The sequence below is a fragment of the Rhodospirillales bacterium genome (genome assembly GCA_016699855.1).
Taxonomy (GTDB): Bacteria; Pseudomonadota; Alphaproteobacteria; order Reyranellales; family Reyranellaceae.
In genome coordinates this window covers 3,875,539-3,889,959 of record CP064988.1, presented here as the reverse complement: position 1 = coordinate 3,889,959, position 14,421 = coordinate 3,875,539, and the positions used below count along the sequence as shown (strand labels likewise).

The following is a 14,421-nucleotide window of genomic DNA, read 5'->3' as shown; positions in this document are numbered from 1 at the left end:
CCCGGCGGGGGGGTCCGTATCTTGCGGCGGTCATGTCGATGCGGCGCGTCATCGGACGCCAGAACGTCCGTCCGGAGCGAATTAGCCGCCCGGTCCGCTGAACGCGGCCGGGTGATCCCGTTGATTCGACATCGTTTTCCCGCTCCGCGCCCGCTTCGCGCCGGACTTTCCGACGAGCATCCGCCGTGACCACCGACTACAAATCGACCGTCTTCCTGCCCGACACGCCGTTCCCCATGCGCGCCGGCCTCTCGAAGAAAGAGCCGGAGCTGCTGGCGTTCTGGGAGCGCATCGACCTGTTCGGCAAGCTGCGCGCCGAGTCGAAGGGGCGCGAGAAATTCATCCTCCACGACGGCCCGCCCTACGCCAACGGCAACCTCCATATCGGGCACGCGCTGAACAAGATCCTCAAGGACGTGATCACGCGCAGCCGGCAGATGAGCGGCATGGACAGCCACTACGTGCCGGGCTGGGACTGCCACGGCCTGCCGATCGAGTGGAAGATCGAGGAGGCGTACCGGCTCAAGAACCAGGACAAGGACCAGGTCCCGATCAACGAGTTCCGCCAGGAGTGCCGCGCCTTCGCGTCGCACTGGATCGACGTGCAGCGCGGCGAGTTCAAGCGGCTGGGCGTGATCGGCGACTGGGACAACCCCTACTCGACGATGGCGTTCGAGGCCGAGGCGCGCATCGTCGGCGAGCTCGGCAAGTTCCTGATGAACGGCGGGCTCTACAAGGGCGCCAAGCCGGTGATGTGGTCGGTGGTCGAGAAGACCGCGCTGGCCGAGGCCGAGGTCGAGTACCACGACCATAAATCGACGACGCTGTACGCGCGGTTCCCCGTGGTGACGGCGTCGCGGCCGGAGCTTGAGGGCGCCGCCGTCCTGATCTGGACGACGACGCCGTGGACGATCCCCGCCAACCGCGCGCTCGCGGTCGGCGCCGACATCGATTACGCCGTGCACACGGTGGAGACCGCCGCCGACGGCGCGGCCGCCAAGCCGGGCGACCGGCTGGTGTTCGCCGTGGCGCTCGAGGAGGCGGTGCGCGCAGCCGTCAAGGTGGAGTCGTTCAAGCGTGGCGCCACGCTCAAAGGCGCCGACCTCGTCGGCACGGTCTGCGCGCATCCGCTGGCGCCGCTGGACACGTTCTACGGCCGCGACACGCCGGTGCTGACCGGCGAGTTCGTCACCACCGAGGCCGGCACCGGCGTGGTGCACATCGCGCCCAGCCACGGCGCCGACGATTTCGAGCTGGGCCGCAAGCACGGCATCCCGGCCGAGGACTACGTCGCCGACGACGGCGTCTACCATCCGCGGGTCGCGCTGTTCGGCGGCAAGCGGGTCTACACCCAGCTCGGCGGACCGGGCGATGCCAACGGCGCTGTGATCGCGCGGCTGGCCGAGACGGGTGCGCTGCTGGGCAAGGCGACGCTGACGCATTCCTATCCGCACTCGTGGCGCTCGAAGGCGCCGGTGATCTTCCGCTGCACGCCGCAATGGTTCATCGCGATGGACCGGCCGATCAAGGGCATCCCCGGCACGCTGCGCGAGGTGGCCCCGAAGGCGATCGACGAGACGCGCTTCGTGCCGCCGGCGGGCCAGACGCGGCTGCGCGCGATGATCGAGCAGCGGCCGGACTGGTGCGTGTCGCGCCAGCGCGCCTGGGGCGTGCCGATCGCGGTGTTCGTCGACAAGGAGACCGGCGAGCCGCTGCGCGACCAGAAGGTGATGGACCGCATCGTGGCGGCGTTCCGCACGAGGGGCGCCGACGCCTGGTTCGAGGATCCCAAGGCGTTCCTCGGCCCCGACCACGATCCGGCGCGCTACGAGCCGGTGACCGACATCCTCGACGTGTGGTTCGACTCCGGCTCGACGCACACCTTCACGCTGGAGGACCGGCCGGAGCTGAAATGGCCGGCGTCGCTCTACCTCGAGGGCTCCGACCAGCACCGCGGCTGGTTCCATTCCTCGCTCCTGGAGAGCTGCGGCACGCGGGGACGCGCGCCCTACGAGGCGGTGCTGACGCACGGCTTCACGCTCGACGAGCAGGGCCGCAAGATGTCCAAGTCGATGGGCAACGTGACGGCGCCGCAGGAGGTCTGCGAGACCGCCGGCGCCGACATCCTGCGCCTGTGGGTGGTCGGCTCCGACTACGTCGAGGACCAGCGCATCGGGCCGGAGATCCTGAAGCACCACTCCGACGCCTACCGCCGCCTGCGCAACACGCTGCGCTACCTGCTGGGCAGCCTCGCGGGCTTCGCGCCGGCCGAGCGCGTCGCGCCGGCGGAGATGCCGGAGCTCGACCGCTGGGTGCTGCACCGCATGGCCGAGCTCGACGTCGAGTTCCGCCAGGCCGTGCACGATTTCGACTTCCACGCGATCTCGACGACGCTGCACAATTTCTGCGCAGTCGACCTGTCGGCGTTCTACTTCGACATCCGCAAGGACGCGATCTACTGCGACGGACCCGGCTCGATCCGCCGCCGCGCCGCGCGCACGGTGATGGCCGAGCTGCTGTCGTTCGTCACGGCGTGGCTGGCGCCGCTGGCCTGCTTCACCGCCGAGGAGGCGTGGCTGGCGCGGCCGACGGCGGCGACCGACGGCGGCCCCGAGAGCGTGCACCAGCGGCTGTTCCCGGAGATCCCGGCGGCGTGGCGGAACGACGCCCTGGGCGAGCGCTGGCGCCGGGTGCGGGCGCTGCGCCGCGTCGTCACCGGCGCGCTGGAGAAGGAGCGCGCCGAGAAGCGCGTCGGCAGCTCGCTGCAGGCCGCGCCGGTGGTGCACGCGACGCGCGACCACGTCGAGGCGCTGGCCGGGCTCGACCTGGCGGAGATCTGCATCGTGTCGGCGGCGACCCTGGTCGAGGGCGAGCCGCCGGCGGGCGCCTTCACGCTCCCCGACGTGCCCGGCGTCGGCGTCGTGCCGGCGCTGGCCGATGGCGCCAAGTGCGGCCGCTGCTGGCAGGTGCTGCCGGAGGTCGGGAAATCGGCCGCCCATCCCGAGCTGTGCGGGCGCTGCGAGGACGCCGTGACGGCCCAGCCCAAGGCGGCGGCGTGACCCCAGGCCGGGACCGCGCGCGATGAAGCCGATGTTCCGCATCGGCCTGCTGATCGCCGCCCTGACGGCGGCGACTCGGCCGTGGCGGTCGCGATCTGCATTGGGCTCGGGGTATGGTTGCGCCGCGCAACCCACCCCTTGAGCGTGATCGGGATCGGGCTTGTCATAGGCGGGGCCATCGGCAACGTTATCGACCGCGCGCGCTGGGGCGCGGTGTTCGATTTCGCCGATTTCCACGTCGGCGAATGGCGGTGGCCCGCCTTCAACGTCGCCGATTCGGCCATCGTGGTCGGCGTGGGCATGCTGCTGGTCGAATCGGCGCTGGCGTCGCGGACCGCGCCGAAGCGGTGACGCGCGGGCGATTCGGTGCTACCGAGCGCGCGGACGATGGGTAGGGCGTCCCCCCGTATGGTCGAACGAGGAACGGAACGATGAACCTGGGTCATCCTGCGCGGCGCCGCGCTGATGGGCGCGCTCTCCCTGCTGGGCGCCTGCTCGGCGTTCGAATTGATCGGCGGCGGCAAGAAGACGTCGCCCGACGAGTTCAAGATCGTGTCGCACACGCCGCTGACGATGCCGCCGAGCGCCGATCTGCGGCCGCCGACGCCGGGCGCGCCGCGGCCGATGGAGACGACGCCGACCGCCCAGGCGCGCGAGATCGTGACCACCGGCGGCCGCGAGGGCCGCAAGCCGGCGCCGGCGGCGCGCGGCGGCGGCGCCGCCGAGGCGGCGCTGCTGGCGAAGTCCAGCGCCTCGGGCTCGGCCGCCGATCCGGAGATCCGCAACCGCGTCAACCGCGAGAGCCGCGTGATCGCCGACAGCAACAAATCCTTCATCAACAGCCTGATCTTCTGGCAGGAGGAGCCGCAGCCCGGCGTGCTGCTCGACCCCGCCAAGGAGCAGCAACGCCTGCGCGAGGCCCAGGCCAGCGGCGCGCCGCCGAAGAGCGACGCCCCCGTCATCGAGCGCCGCCGCCGCGGCATCCTCGAGGGGATCTTCTAGGACGCGGGCGGCGACGCGGTCGCCGCCGTCGTCGGTCGACCTTCGGTCCCTCCGCCGTCCTCCCGAGCCCAGCGAGGGAACTTTCCGACGCTGAAGGACCCCTCGCTGCGCAAGGGGTGACGGAAGCTTCGTTCCCGAGATCACCGTCACTTCGGCGCGTGCCGAACCATCGCCGCGGGCGATGGCGTATACTCCCGGGAGATCGGGAGACGCCGCCATGCCGACCACCAACGCCGTCTCGGAAGTCGCCGCCCTGATGGGCGATCCGGCGCGCGCCAGCATGCTGGTGTCGCTGATGGATGGTCGCGCGCGGCCGGCCAGCGAGCTGGCGATCGAGGCGCGGGTGATGCCGCAGACCGCCAGCGGCCATCTCGCGCGCATGGTCGCGGCCGGGCTGCTCGACGTCCGCCGCGACGGCCGTAACCGCTTCTATCGGCTGGCCGATCCCTCGGTCGCCACCGCCATCGAGGCGATCATGGTCGTGGCCGGCCGGCGCGCCGCCGATCCGCCGCCGGCGCCGAGGAGCGCGGCGTGGCGCCGCGATCCCGACCTCCGGTTCTGCCGCACCTGCTACGACCACCTCGCCGGCCAGGTCGGCATGGCGGTGACCGACGCGCTGACGCGCGACGGCGCCATCGAGCCGTTCGCCGGCAAGGACTGGCGCCTGACCGAGACCGGCGAGGCGCTGTGCCGGCGTATCGGCGTCGACGTCGACGGCGCGCGCGCCGCGGCCGCCGCCGGCCGGCGCCGCTTCGCGCGGCAATGCCTCGACTGGAGCGAGCGGCGGCCGCACATCGCCGGCGCGCTGGGCGCCGCCATCACCGACATGTTCTTCCGCCGCGGCTGGGCCAAGCGCGCCCGCAAGGGCCGCGCCGTGGCGTTGACGCCGTCGGGCGCGCGGGCGCTGCGCGAGGTGTTCCGGGCCACGCCGTGAGGCGTGTCAAGCCGGCGTGGAGTCCTTGCGGCCGATCTTCCAGCCGTCGCCCGACGGCAGCTTGACGATGGCGCTGGCGCGCAGGATGCGCGTCGCGCCGACCGTCAGGTAGATGTGCGAGAAGATCATCGAGCGCGTCGCGCGCACGACCTCGGGCCGGCCCTCGACCCAGTCGCCGAGCCGGGCCGGCGCCACGAAATCGAACGTCATGTTGATGGTCGGATAGAAGTCGCGGCGCACGCCCGCGACATAGGCCGCGCCCATCCCGCCGATCAGGTCGGCCACCGACATCATCATGCCGCCACGCAGCGTGCCGGCTGGATTGCACATGTGCGGCTGGACGCGGAAGCCCATCACGAAGCGATCGGCCGAGCCCTCGGCGCCGCGCCGCGCGTAGAGCGGCCCGATATGGGAGTTGAAATCGCGCGCCAGCCCGCCGCGCTGGAAGTCGATCAACTTGAAGCCGGCCGGCGGATCGTCCGGGATCGAGGGCGGCGCGGGCGGGGAAGCGGTGTCGAGGGTCATGCGTGGTTCCGGGCTGGATGGGCAGGCGCGCAGCGAGAGTTGCCGCGCTTCGCCGGGACGGCAATGGATCCGCTTCCTAGACACCGAAGACCTCCCGTCATCCAGAGCGCAGCGAGGGATCCTTCCGCCGCTAAAAGATCCCTCGCTGCGCTCGGGATGACGGGAACGACAAGGCGCCGGCGCGCCGCGACGGCCGCTGTCACGCGTCGTCCCGCCGCGCGCCGTCGGGCGGCGCCTTCAGCGGACGGTTGGCGCGCAGCAGGGCGAACACACCCTGGCCGGTCATGATGGCGTGGCGCTTTCCGGACAGGCGCCCCTCGACATGCGCGACGTGGTCGTCGAAGCCGGCGCACACCGCCTCGGCCTCGATCCAGTCGCCGAGCCGGCCGTGGCTGAGGAACGACACGTCGAGCTTGAGCGTCACGCACCGGCGGCCGCTGGCGCGCCACGCCGCGCCGCCCAGCGCGGCGTCGAGGAACGCGGTCAGCAATCCACCGTGCACGATGCCCAGCGCGTTGAGGTGGTGCGGCAGCGCCCGCATGCCGCGGGTGACGCGGCCGTCGGCGTCGGTCCGCTCGAACCACGGTCCGTTCAGGCCGGTGAAGCCGCCGCGCGACGGCAGCTCGACGAAACCGGCGGGCGGATCTGCTGGGGATGACGGCACGGATCGTCCCGCGTTGCGACGCCGCCACGGACGGGCGACAGTGGAGCCCCCCACATAGCGCGCTTCCATGGCCGACGAAACCACCGCGCCGATCCTCACCATCGGCCATTCCAACCACGCCATCGACGCCTTCGTCGCGCTGGCGCGCGGCGCCGGCGTGGCGGCGGTGATCGACGTGCGCTCGATCCCCTACTCGCGCCGCCTGCCGCATTTCTCGCGGCCGGCGCTGGCGCGCGCGCTGGCGGACGCGGGCATCGGCTACCGCCACCTCGGCGAGGCGCTGGGCGGCAAGCCGCCCGACGACGCGGCCGGCGACGGCGCGCGGCGCTATGAGCGCATCGCCGCCGCGCCGTCCTTCACCACGGCGCTGGACCTGGTCGAGGCGGAGGCGGCGCGCGCGACGGTGGCGCTGATGTGCGCCGAGCGCGAGCCGCTGGAATGCCACCGCGTCGTGCTGGTGGCGCGCCATCTCGCCCGCCGCGGCGCGGCGCTGGCTCATGTGCACGCCGACGGCCGCGTCGAACCGCACGCCGCGCTCGAGGAGCGCCTGCTGGCGTGGCACAGGCGCCGGGCGGGCGGCGCGCCCGCCGCGCAAAGCGACCTGTTCGCGCCAACCGCGGAGGCGCGTGGCGGAGCCATCGACGCCGCCTACGACGCGCGGGCGCGCTGGATGCTGGGCGGTTGATACCCGCGGCGCGCGGCCCGACGAAATAAACCGCGCCGCCGCCTTGCGCCCGGCGCGCATAGGGCGCATATGAGCGGCGTCGATAGACGGCCAGAAGACTTGGCCTTGCGCGGACTCAACGCCGCGCCGAGCTAACCATCCTCTCTCCCGAAAAATGCGAATTCGACGGCCCGCGTCCGCGCGGGCGCGCCTAACCTATGTTCTTGAAAGGGTTTCCCATGACGACGGGAACCGTGAAGTGGTTCAATCTCCAGAAGGGCTTCGGCTTCATCGCGCCGGACGAGGGCGGTAACGACGCTTTCGTCCACATCAGCGCCGTGGAGCGGGCCGGCATGTCCGACCTGCGCGAGGGCCAGAAGGTCGAGTTCGAGCTCGTCTCGGACCGCCGCAGCGGCAAGATGTCGGCCGACAACCTGCGCGCCGTAGGCTGATCCCGACGACGGCGGCCCGGGTCTCCCGGGCCGCCGGCTTCTTCCGCGCCATGTCGACCGCGCCGGTCCTGGGCGCAGAGGAGGCCACGATGGCCAAAGGCCAGCAACGCAGCAACCGCGAAGCCAAGAAGCCGAAGGCGAAGAAGCCCGCGGCCCCGGCCCCCGGCGCCCCGCAGCCCTCGTTCATGACGCGGGGCCTCGCGCCCGCGCCCGGCGACGGCAAGAAGAAGCGCTGACGCGCGACGCGCCGGACGGCGGCGCCTATGGCGCCGGCCTCATGGCCGCCACGACTCCGGCCGCGCCGCCCGACGCGCTCTCGGCGCGCCCGGCGATGCCGAGGATCAGGACCACCGCGATGACCGCCGCGACCAGCAACAGCAGCGTCGCCGGCGACGGTTTGAGGATCGCGACGACCGCCTTCGGCTGCACCGACGCCACGAAGTCGCGCCTCGGCAGCAGATCCACCAGCCGCGCCGCTATGCCGGCGGCATCCGACAATCCGCGCACCGCCGGCGGAAGCAGCGCCAGACGGCGTCCCAGCGCCGCGATCGCGCGGTCCTTGGGCAGCCGCGCCAGCCGTTCGGCCTCGTCCCACGGGTCGATATCGAGGCGGCAGAGGCCCGATAGCACGCTCAGCGCCATGCCGTTGCCGTCCTCGCCGATCGGCGCGTACAGGAACGCGTCGAGCTCGGGTGGCATCCGCGGTATCGACAGCACGGGCGTCATCTGGTCGAGCGCATGGTCATGTCCCTTCGATGTCGAGATGGGCGCGCCGGCGCCGGGACGGGCGCGCGGTTCACTGCGGCTGCCACGCCCTCATGTTGATGCGGTCGCGCGCGGTGCGGCCGGAGCCGCTCAGGCTGCGGCAGCGCGAGCGGGCGGCGTCGGCGCTGTTGGCCGCGCCCTTGAACTGGCCGTCGAGATAGCATCCGAAGCGGCCCTCCATCGGCGAGCCGGCGGGATAGCGCACGACGCGGCAGGCGCGGCCGTTGACCACGGCCTCGTCGACGCCGCTCTCGCGCTTCCAGCTTGTGTCGTCGGTCATGGTGCGTGTCCCTCCCGCGAATCGCGCGTCCGGCCGCGGCGCCGTGTGTTCGCCGGACCATCCTGTCGTGACCATCGTTCGGGGCGGTTCGGAGCGCGGCCCCGCTTCCGGGCGACGCCCGCGGGACCGACCAAAACGACGAATGCGTGGTCTACAGATGATGCCGGCGGGATCATCTTTCAAGCGTGTTCCCCGCCGACGCCGCCGACGGAGCCAGCGGGGAGGCGCGCATGGAACGACAAACGTGGTCGCGCGCGCCGATGTTCCGCTCCGCCGGCGATGCGGGAAGCGGCCCCAGTACCTATATCGGAATTCGGCGACCGGTCCCCCGGGACGCCCCATGGTGGCGATCGATGCCCGCCGCCGCACGACCGTCCGCACGCACGGCGAGGCATCGTCGCCGTTTGGAAGGCGGTTCCACGATGAGCAGCGATACGACTCCCACCAGCGCGCCGCGGAACGCGGCCGCGCCCTCCATCCACGCGGCCGCGGACGGCATCGACCGCGCCGCCCTGCGCCGCGCGCTGTCGGCGCACCGGACCGCCAGCCCGGCGCGCAGCCTCGGCCAGATCGCCTCGTCGTTCCTGCCGTTCGTCGCGGTGTGCGCGCTGATGTACGCCACCGTCGACATCTCGTTCTGGCTGACCCTGGCGCTGGCGCCCCTGGCGGCGGGGTTCGTCGTCCGCATCTTCATCATCCAGCACGATTGCGGGCACGGGGCGTTCTTCCGTTCGCGCGCGGCCAACGACTGGATCGGCCGCCTCTGCAGCCTCGCCACGCTGACGCCCTACGCCAACTGGCGCCGCCAGCACGCGAACCACCACGCCAACTGGAACAACCTCGACCGCCGCGAGAGCGGCGCCGACATCTACTCGACCTGCCTGACGACCGCCGAGTACGGCCGCCTGACGGCGCGCCAGCGGCTCGGCCACCGTCTGATGCGCCACCCCGTGGTGGCGTTGATCCTGCTGCCGCCGCTGGTGTTTCTGCTGCTCTACCGCCTGCCGTTCGACACGCCGGCCGACTGGTGGCGCGAACGGCTCTCGGTGCACGCCACCAACCTCGCGCTGGCGGCCATGGTGACGGCGCTCGGCTTCGCGCTGGGCTTCGGCGCGATGGCGCAGGTGCAGCTGCCGATCATGGCGTTCGCCGCCATCATCGGCGTCTGGCTGTTCTCGGTGCAGCACCGTTTCGACGGCGCGCGCTGGTTCACCCGCGACACGTGGGCGGCGACGCCGGCGTCGCTGCGCGGCACCTCGTACCTACGGCTGCCGGCCGTGCTGCGGTGGTTCACCGGCAATATCGGCTTCCACCACGTCCACCATCTCGACCCCCGCATCCCCAACTACCGCCTCGCGGCCTGCCATGCCGGCAACGCCGATCTGCAACGCGTGCCGACCTTGAGCATCGGCGACGGGCTGCGCGCCGCGGCATACTGGCTGTGGGACGAGGCGGAGGGGCGGATGATCCGCTTCGACCAGTACGCGCGCGAGCGCGGTTCCACGATCCACGCCACAACGGAGAGCTGAGGATATGAAGGCCAGGGAAACGAGCTTGCAGGACCGGTTGAGCGCCTCCAACGAGGCGCGCCGGGCGCAGCTCGAGAGGGCGCGCGCCAACGACCCCACCAAGCGCCCCGAGTTCATCCAGCAGCAGGAGGCGCGGCGCGCCGCCAACGCCGAGCGCGAGCGCAAGGCCGCGGAGCGCAAGGCGCTCGAGAAGGCCGCCGCGGAGAAGGCGGCCGCCGAGAAGGCCGCCGCCGACGCCGAGCGGCAGGCGCGCGAGGCCGCCGAGGCGGCGGCGCGCGAGGCCGCGCTGGAGATCGAGCGCAAGGCCGCCCGCGACGCCCGCTACGCCGCCCGCAAGGGCCGCTCGAAGTAGCGCGACGGCGGGCGGGCGTCGTCCCGCCCGCTATCGCGCCGCGATCCGCTCCCAACCGTCGTCCCGAGCCGCCTGTCATCCCTCGCTGCGCTCGGGATGGCAGTCGCGATGGCGCGACCCCGCGGTTCCGCATCGCCGCGGCCCCAACGGCGCTCCACGAGCGACCGGCGGGGTGGAGCGACGGCGCGCGCGATCGGCTATGCTCCCGGACGCTGACACGCCGAGGGAGGGAAGCATGGCGCTCGATCTGGTCATCCGCGGCGGCACGGTGGTCGACGGATCGGGCGGGCCGCGGTTCCGCGCCGATGTCGGGATCGCGGGCGGCGTGATCGTCCGTGTCGGCCGCATCCGCGAGCCCGCGCGCCGCGTCATCGACGCCGACGGCCTGATCGTCGCGCCCGGCTTCATCGACGGCCACACCCACATGGACGCGCAGGTGGCGTGGGATCCGCTGGGCTCGTGCTCGTGCTGGCACGGCGTGACGTCGGTGGTGATGGGCAATTGCGGCTTCGCGCTGGCGCCGTGCAGGCCCGGGGACCGCGAATGGTTCGCGCGCTGCCTGACCGCCGTCGAGGACATCCCGACGGAGGCCATCCTGGCCGGCGTCGACTGGCGCTGGGAGAGCTTCCCGCAGTACCTCGACGCCATCGAGTCGTTCCCCAAGGCGATCAACTACGGCGCCTATGTCGGCCACTCCGCGACGCGCATGTACGTGATGGGCGCGCGCGCCATGACCGAGAAGGCCACCGACGAGGAGATCGAGCGCATGCGCGCCGTCGTGCGCGGGGCGCTGGCGGCCGGCGCGATGGGCTTCTCGACCTCGCGCTCGCCGACCCACACCGCGCCCGGCGACGCGCCCGTGGCCAGCCGGATCGCCGAATGGCGCGAGGTCGAGCGCATCGCCGCCGTGCTGGGCGAGACCGGTTCCGGCATCTTCCAGGTGGCGCCGGACACCAGCAGCGGCGCCGGCCAGCGCGCCTTCCTGGCGCAGCTCAAGGCTCTGGCGCTCGACATCGGCCGGCCGGTGATGTTCGGCACGATCTCGACGCGCCAGGGCGAGGCGCCCAATCCGTGGGAGTACCAGACGCGCTGGCTCGACGAGGTCGCGGCCGCCGGCGGCCGCATCTGGGGCCAGACCACGACGCGCTCGATCAACGCGATCTTCTCGCTCAAATCCTACCTGCCGTTCGACGCGCTGCCGGCGTGGAAGCCGGTGCGCGCGCTGGCGGCCGACGAGCAGCGCCGGCGATTCTCCGATCCGGAGACGCGGCGCGCGCTGGTCGCCGCCGAGGCCGGCATGAAGCCGCGCGACAACGTCTTCCAGGGCGGCGGCGCCGCGACCACCGACCCGCGCCGGCCCGACTACGAGAACCTGTTCGGGCTCACCGGCGTCGACTGGGACGAGCCGCCGGTCGGCGAGGTGGCGCGCCGGCGGGGCGTGCATCCCGTCGAGGCGATGCTCGACATGATGGTCGCCGACGAGCACCAGGTGTTCGTGCAGCCGATCGTCAACGAGCGGCCGGACGAGGTGCTGGGCCTGCTCAGGCATCCCCGCACGCTGGCGACGTTCTCCGACTCCGGCGCCCACGTCGCCCAGGAGATGGGGTCGTCGCTGCAGACGCACATGCTGAACTACTGGGTGCGCAAGCGCGGCGCCTTCACGCTCGAGGAGGCGGTGCGCAAGATGACGTTCGACATCGCCTCGGCGTGGGATCTGCGCGACCGCGGCCTGCTGCGGCCGGGCATGGCGGCCGACGTCGTGGTGTTCGACGAAGCCGCCGTGCGGCCGCTGCTGCCGACGGTCGAGCGCGACCTGCCGGGCGGCGCGCGCCGGCTGGTGCAGAAGGCCGCCGGCATCGCCGCCGTGGTGGTCGGCGGCGAGGTGACGCAGGTCGACGGCGCCGACACCGGCGCCCGGCCGGGCCGCCTGATGCGCGCCGCCGCGGCCTGAGGCCACGCACGCCGCCCGCGGAAGGTTTCTTTTCCGCCCCATCTGTGAATCGCGGCGCCCGCGACCCATATCGGCAGTGGCAAGGGATCAGGTTTCATCGCGTTTCCGCGGGCGGTCCCGCCGCGGCGAGGACGCCATGACGACCCGCACCACCCAGAGCACCATCCGGTTCAGCCGTCCGTTCCGCCTCGACGGCATGGAGGCGCAGCGACCCGCGGGCATCTACCAGGTCGAGACCGACGAGGAGCTGATCGAAAGCGTCTCGTTCCCTGTCTGGCGACGCGTCGAGACCCGCCTGTTCCTGCCCGGACCGCCCGGCCGCGCGGGGTTCGCGGAGACGATCACCATCGACCCGCTCGAGCTCACCGCCGCGCGGGAAGCCGACGACGCGCCCTAGCGTCCACGCGCCCGGCGCGCGGCCATCGAACCACCGGCCATCCAGGCCACGAAGGAAGCCATCATGAAGATCTCCCCTCCCCTCGCCATCGTCGCGATCCTCGCCGTCGGCGTCGTCGCGCTGGGCGTGCTCGCGCCGTCGCAGTCGCCGCCGATGTCCGGCCGCGCGCAGGGCGAGCAGACCGGCGCCGCCGCCGCGCCCGCGGCGGCCGACGCGCAGGTCGCGCTGTCCACGCAGGGTCCGACCACCACCGAGGGCGCGACGGCGCCGCGCGACAGCGCCGACCTCGTCGCCGGCGCCGCGAAGGCCATCGGCGCCACCGCTCCGGCCGCGCCGTCGTCGCTGAGCAACTAGGACGCGGCGCGCGGCGTAAGCGGACGAACGCGCTCCGCGCGGGCGCCCACCGTCATACGGCCGGTCCGAACGGACCGCGCACGCCGCCTACAACAACACGCCCCGCAAGCGCCTCGGCTTCAGGTCGCCGGCCGAGATCTTCCTCGAAACACTGTTGCGCTTCGAATGTGAATCCACACCCTCGCCGCGCTCGGGATGACAGCCGGCGTCCTTGATCTGACGTCCGCCCAAGTCCGAGCGGTCAGCGGCGCCTCGCGGCCTACCCGATGACGCCCTTGGCGCGCAACGCGGCGATCCCGGCGGCGTCGAGGCCGGCGATGTCGCGCAGGACCTCGTCGGTATGCTGGCCCAGCGCCGGCGGCGGCCGGCTGTCGTCGACCGGCGTGTCGGAGAAACGGTAGTTGGAGCCCATGATCGGGACGTCGCCGGCGCGCGCGTGGCGGTAGGTCTTGAGCATGCCGCGGCGGCGCACCTCCGGCTCGTCGAGCGCCTCCTTCATGCTGCGGATCGGACCGGCCGGCAGATGGCGCAGCTTCTCGCCCCAGTTCTCCTTGGTGTCGGTCCGCAGCACCGCCTCCATCGCCGCCATCAACGCCGGCTTGTTGGCGACGCGGTCGGCCAGCGTGGCGAAGCGCGGATCGGCGATCCACTCGGGGTGGCCCAGCGCGCGGCAGGTGTCCGCGAACAGCTTCTGGTTGGCGACCGCCATGTAGATCTTGCCGTTGGCGGTGTCGAACGAGCTGTTGGGCGCCGAGGCGAAATGGCCGTTGCCGGCGCGCCGCGGCTCCTCGCCGCCAATCAGGTAGTACGATCCCATATTGCCGAGCGCCGCCAGCGCCGTGTCGTAGAGCGCCAGGTCGACGCGCTGGCCGCGGCCGGTGTCGCGCCGGGCGTAGAGCGCGGCGTTGATCGCGGCCACCGAATGAAGCGCGGTCATGGTGTCGACCACGGCGATGGCGTGCCGCAGCCCTTCGCCGTCGGCCTCGCCGTTGACGCTCATCATGCCGGACTCGCCCTGCAGCACGGGATCGTAGCCCGGCCGGTCCGACAGCGGGCCGGTCTGGCCGTAGGCCGAGATCGAGAGGTAGATCAGCGCGGGATATTCCGCGCGGACGCTGTCGTAGTCGAGGCCGTGCTTCTTGAGCACGCCGGGACGGAAATTCTCGACCATCACGTCGGCCTTCGCCAGCAGCCGGTGCACGACCGCCTGGCCCTCCGGCCGGGTGAAGTCGAGCGCGACGCTGCGCTTGCCGCGGTTGAAGGTCATGAACATGTGGTGTTCGCCGTCCGGCCCGCCGGCGCGCGGACCGGCGCCCTTGCGCGTGTCGTCGCCGCCGTCGGGATTCTCGATCTTCACCACGTCGGCGCCCATGTCGGCGAGGATCTGCGTGCACAACGGTCCGGCGATGACGCGGGAGAAATCGACGACGCGGATTCCGTCGAGCGGCGGACGGCCGGAGCTTGCCATGGATGCGCACCGATTCGCTGGGCCC

17 protein-coding genes are annotated in these 14,421 nt (G+C 72.4%); 12 read left to right on the top strand and 5 right to left on the bottom strand.

The window, feature by feature from the left end; genetic code table 11:
- The first annotated feature begins 185 nt into the window (after positions 1 to 185).
- From IPK81_18345 to IPK81_18330, 4 genes are all read left to right on the top strand, one after another.
- A complete protein-coding gene (locus tag IPK81_18345; GenBank protein QQS11516.1) occupies positions 186 to 3,059 on the top strand; it encodes an isoleucine--tRNA ligase in 2,874 nt (957 codons plus the stop codon).
- Positions 3,060 to 3,140: 81 nt separating this feature from the next.
- Entirely contained in the window at positions 3,141 to 3,410 is a 270-nt protein-coding gene (lspA, locus tag IPK81_18340; GenBank protein ID QQS11515.1) for a signal peptidase II, read from the top strand.
- 114 nt (positions 3,411 to 3,524) lie between these two features.
- Positions 3,525 to 4,061, top strand: a complete 537-nt coding sequence (locus IPK81_18335) for a DUF3035 domain-containing protein (GenBank protein QQS11514.1) — start codon at positions 3,525 to 3,527, stop codon at positions 4,059 to 4,061.
- 217 nt (positions 4,062 to 4,278) lie between these two features.
- Positions 4,279 to 4,995: a helix-turn-helix transcriptional regulator gene (locus IPK81_18330; GenBank protein ID QQS11513.1), complete on the top strand. Its 717-nt coding sequence runs from the start codon at positions 4,279 to 4,281 to the stop codon at positions 4,993 to 4,995.
- A gap of 6 nt (positions 4,996 to 5,001) precedes the next feature.
- On the opposite strand, the gene IPK81_18325 is transcribed toward IPK81_18330, so the two are convergent.
- Together IPK81_18325 and IPK81_18320 are read right to left on the bottom strand one after the other, a co-directional pair.
- The gene (locus IPK81_18325) at positions 5,002 to 5,520 is read right to left on the bottom strand and encodes a PaaI family thioesterase (protein ID QQS11512.1); all 519 of its coding nucleotides are present in this window, start codon (positions 5,518 to 5,520) and stop codon (positions 5,002 to 5,004) included.
- A gap of 199 nt (positions 5,521 to 5,719) precedes the next feature.
- Positions 5,720 to 6,184 carry a PaaI family thioesterase gene (locus tag IPK81_18320; protein QQS11511.1) on the bottom strand — a complete coding sequence of 155 codons (465 nt, stop codon included), beginning with the start codon at positions 6,182 to 6,184 and terminating at the stop codon, positions 5,720 to 5,722.
- A 67-nt stretch (positions 6,185 to 6,251) separates the two neighbouring features.
- Between IPK81_18320 and IPK81_18315 the strand changes: the two genes are divergently transcribed.
- From IPK81_18315 to IPK81_18305, 3 genes are all read left to right on the top strand, one after another.
- Positions 6,252 to 6,869 carry a DUF488 domain-containing protein gene (locus tag IPK81_18315; protein QQS11510.1) on the top strand — a complete coding sequence of 206 codons (618 nt, stop codon included), beginning with the start codon at positions 6,252 to 6,254 and terminating at the stop codon, positions 6,867 to 6,869.
- Positions 6,870 to 7,087: 218 nt separating this feature from the next.
- The gene (locus IPK81_18310) at positions 7,088 to 7,300 is read left to right on the top strand and encodes a cold-shock protein (protein QQS11509.1); all 213 of its coding nucleotides are present in this window, start codon (positions 7,088 to 7,090) and stop codon (positions 7,298 to 7,300) included.
- An 89-nt stretch (positions 7,301 to 7,389) separates the two neighbouring features.
- Complete coding sequence (locus IPK81_18305; protein ID QQS11508.1) at positions 7,390 to 7,536, top strand: hypothetical protein; 147 nt, start codon at positions 7,390 to 7,392, stop codon at positions 7,534 to 7,536.
- A 25-nt stretch (positions 7,537 to 7,561) separates the two neighbouring features.
- Here the strand turns inward: IPK81_18305 and IPK81_18300 are convergent, their stop codons facing one another.
- Positions 7,562 to 7,999 carry a hypothetical protein gene (locus tag IPK81_18300; GenBank protein QQS11507.1) on the bottom strand — a complete coding sequence of 146 codons (438 nt, stop codon included), beginning with the start codon at positions 7,997 to 7,999 and terminating at the stop codon, positions 7,562 to 7,564.
- A 97-nt stretch (positions 8,000 to 8,096) separates the two neighbouring features.
- On the bottom strand, positions 8,097 to 8,345 hold the full coding sequence (locus IPK81_18295; protein QQS11506.1) for a hypothetical protein: 249 nt from the start codon (positions 8,343 to 8,345) through the stop codon (positions 8,097 to 8,099).
- A gap of 422 nt (positions 8,346 to 8,767) precedes the next feature.
- On the opposite strand from IPK81_18295, the gene IPK81_18290 reads away from it, so the two are divergent.
- The 5 genes from IPK81_18290 to IPK81_18270 all read left to right on the top strand — a co-directional run bounded on the left by IPK81_18290 (position 8,768) and on the right by IPK81_18270 (position 12,928).
- Positions 8,768 to 9,874: a fatty acid desaturase gene (locus IPK81_18290; GenBank protein QQS11505.1), complete on the top strand. Its 1,107-nt coding sequence runs from the start codon at positions 8,768 to 8,770 to the stop codon at positions 9,872 to 9,874.
- A gap of 4 nt (positions 9,875 to 9,878) precedes the next feature.
- The gene (locus IPK81_18285) at positions 9,879 to 10,226 is read left to right on the top strand and encodes a hypothetical protein (GenBank protein QQS11504.1); all 348 of its coding nucleotides are present in this window, start codon (positions 9,879 to 9,881) and stop codon (positions 10,224 to 10,226) included.
- A gap of 235 nt (positions 10,227 to 10,461) precedes the next feature.
- Entirely contained in the window at positions 10,462 to 12,177 is a 1,716-nt protein-coding gene (locus IPK81_18280; protein QQS11503.1) for an amidohydrolase family protein, read from the top strand.
- Between the two features lie 136 nt (positions 12,178 to 12,313).
- Positions 12,314 to 12,574 carry a hypothetical protein gene (locus IPK81_18275; protein ID QQS11502.1) on the top strand — a complete coding sequence of 87 codons (261 nt, stop codon included), beginning with the start codon at positions 12,314 to 12,316 and terminating at the stop codon, positions 12,572 to 12,574.
- Between the two features lie 63 nt (positions 12,575 to 12,637).
- Positions 12,638 to 12,928, top strand: a complete 291-nt coding sequence (locus IPK81_18270; protein QQS11501.1) for a hypothetical protein — start codon at positions 12,638 to 12,640, stop codon at positions 12,926 to 12,928.
- 259 nt (positions 12,929 to 13,187) lie between these two features.
- Here IPK81_18270 and IPK81_18265 read toward each other — a convergent pair whose 3' ends face one another.
- Positions 13,188 to 14,396 (bottom strand): CoA transferase, encoded by a 1,209-nt coding sequence (locus tag IPK81_18265; protein ID QQS11500.1) that lies wholly within the window; start codon positions 14,394 to 14,396, stop codon positions 13,188 to 13,190.
- Positions 14,397 to 14,421 lie beyond the last annotated feature (25 nt).

What these genes read in the sequence shown, in the direction of transcription:
- IPK81_18325 (QQS11512.1), bottom strand. Translation starts at nt 5,520, where the DNA reads ATGACCCTCGACACCGCTTCCCCGCCCGCGCCGCCCTCGATCCCGGAC.
- IPK81_18285 (QQS11504.1), top strand. Translation starts at nt 9,879, where the DNA reads ATGAAGGCCAGGGAAACGAGCTTGCAGGACCGGTTGAGCGCCTCCAAC.
- IPK81_18290 (QQS11505.1), top strand. Translation starts at nt 8,768, where the DNA reads ATGAGCAGCGATACGACTCCCACCAGCGCGCCGCGGAACGCGGCCGCG.
- IPK81_18280 (QQS11503.1), top strand. Translation starts at nt 10,462, where the DNA reads ATGGCGCTCGATCTGGTCATCCGCGGCGGCACGGTGGTCGACGGATCG.
- IPK81_18295 (QQS11506.1), bottom strand. Translation starts at nt 8,345, where the DNA reads ATGACCGACGACACAAGCTGGAAGCGCGAGAGCGGCGTCGACGAGGCC.
- IPK81_18270 (QQS11501.1), top strand. Translation starts at nt 12,638, where the DNA reads ATGAAGATCTCCCCTCCCCTCGCCATCGTCGCGATCCTCGCCGTCGGC.
- IPK81_18330 (QQS11513.1), top strand. Translation starts at nt 4,279, where the DNA reads ATGCCGACCACCAACGCCGTCTCGGAAGTCGCCGCCCTGATGGGCGAT.
- IPK81_18265 (QQS11500.1), bottom strand. Translation starts at nt 14,396, where the DNA reads ATGGCAAGCTCCGGCCGTCCGCCGCTCGACGGAATCCGCGTCGTCGAT.
- IPK81_18305 (QQS11508.1), top strand. Translation starts at nt 7,390, where the DNA reads ATGGCCAAAGGCCAGCAACGCAGCAACCGCGAAGCCAAGAAGCCGAAG.
- IPK81_18315 (QQS11510.1), top strand. Translation starts at nt 6,252, where the DNA reads ATGGCCGACGAAACCACCGCGCCGATCCTCACCATCGGCCATTCCAAC.
- IPK81_18300 (QQS11507.1), bottom strand. Translation starts at nt 7,999, where the DNA reads ATGCCACCCGAGCTCGACGCGTTCCTGTACGCGCCGATCGGCGAGGAC.
- IPK81_18335 (QQS11514.1), top strand. Translation starts at nt 3,525, where the DNA reads ATGGGCGCGCTCTCCCTGCTGGGCGCCTGCTCGGCGTTCGAATTGATC.
- IPK81_18275 (QQS11502.1), top strand. Translation starts at nt 12,314, where the DNA reads ATGACGACCCGCACCACCCAGAGCACCATCCGGTTCAGCCGTCCGTTC.
- IPK81_18310 (QQS11509.1), top strand. Translation starts at nt 7,088, where the DNA reads ATGACGACGGGAACCGTGAAGTGGTTCAATCTCCAGAAGGGCTTCGGC.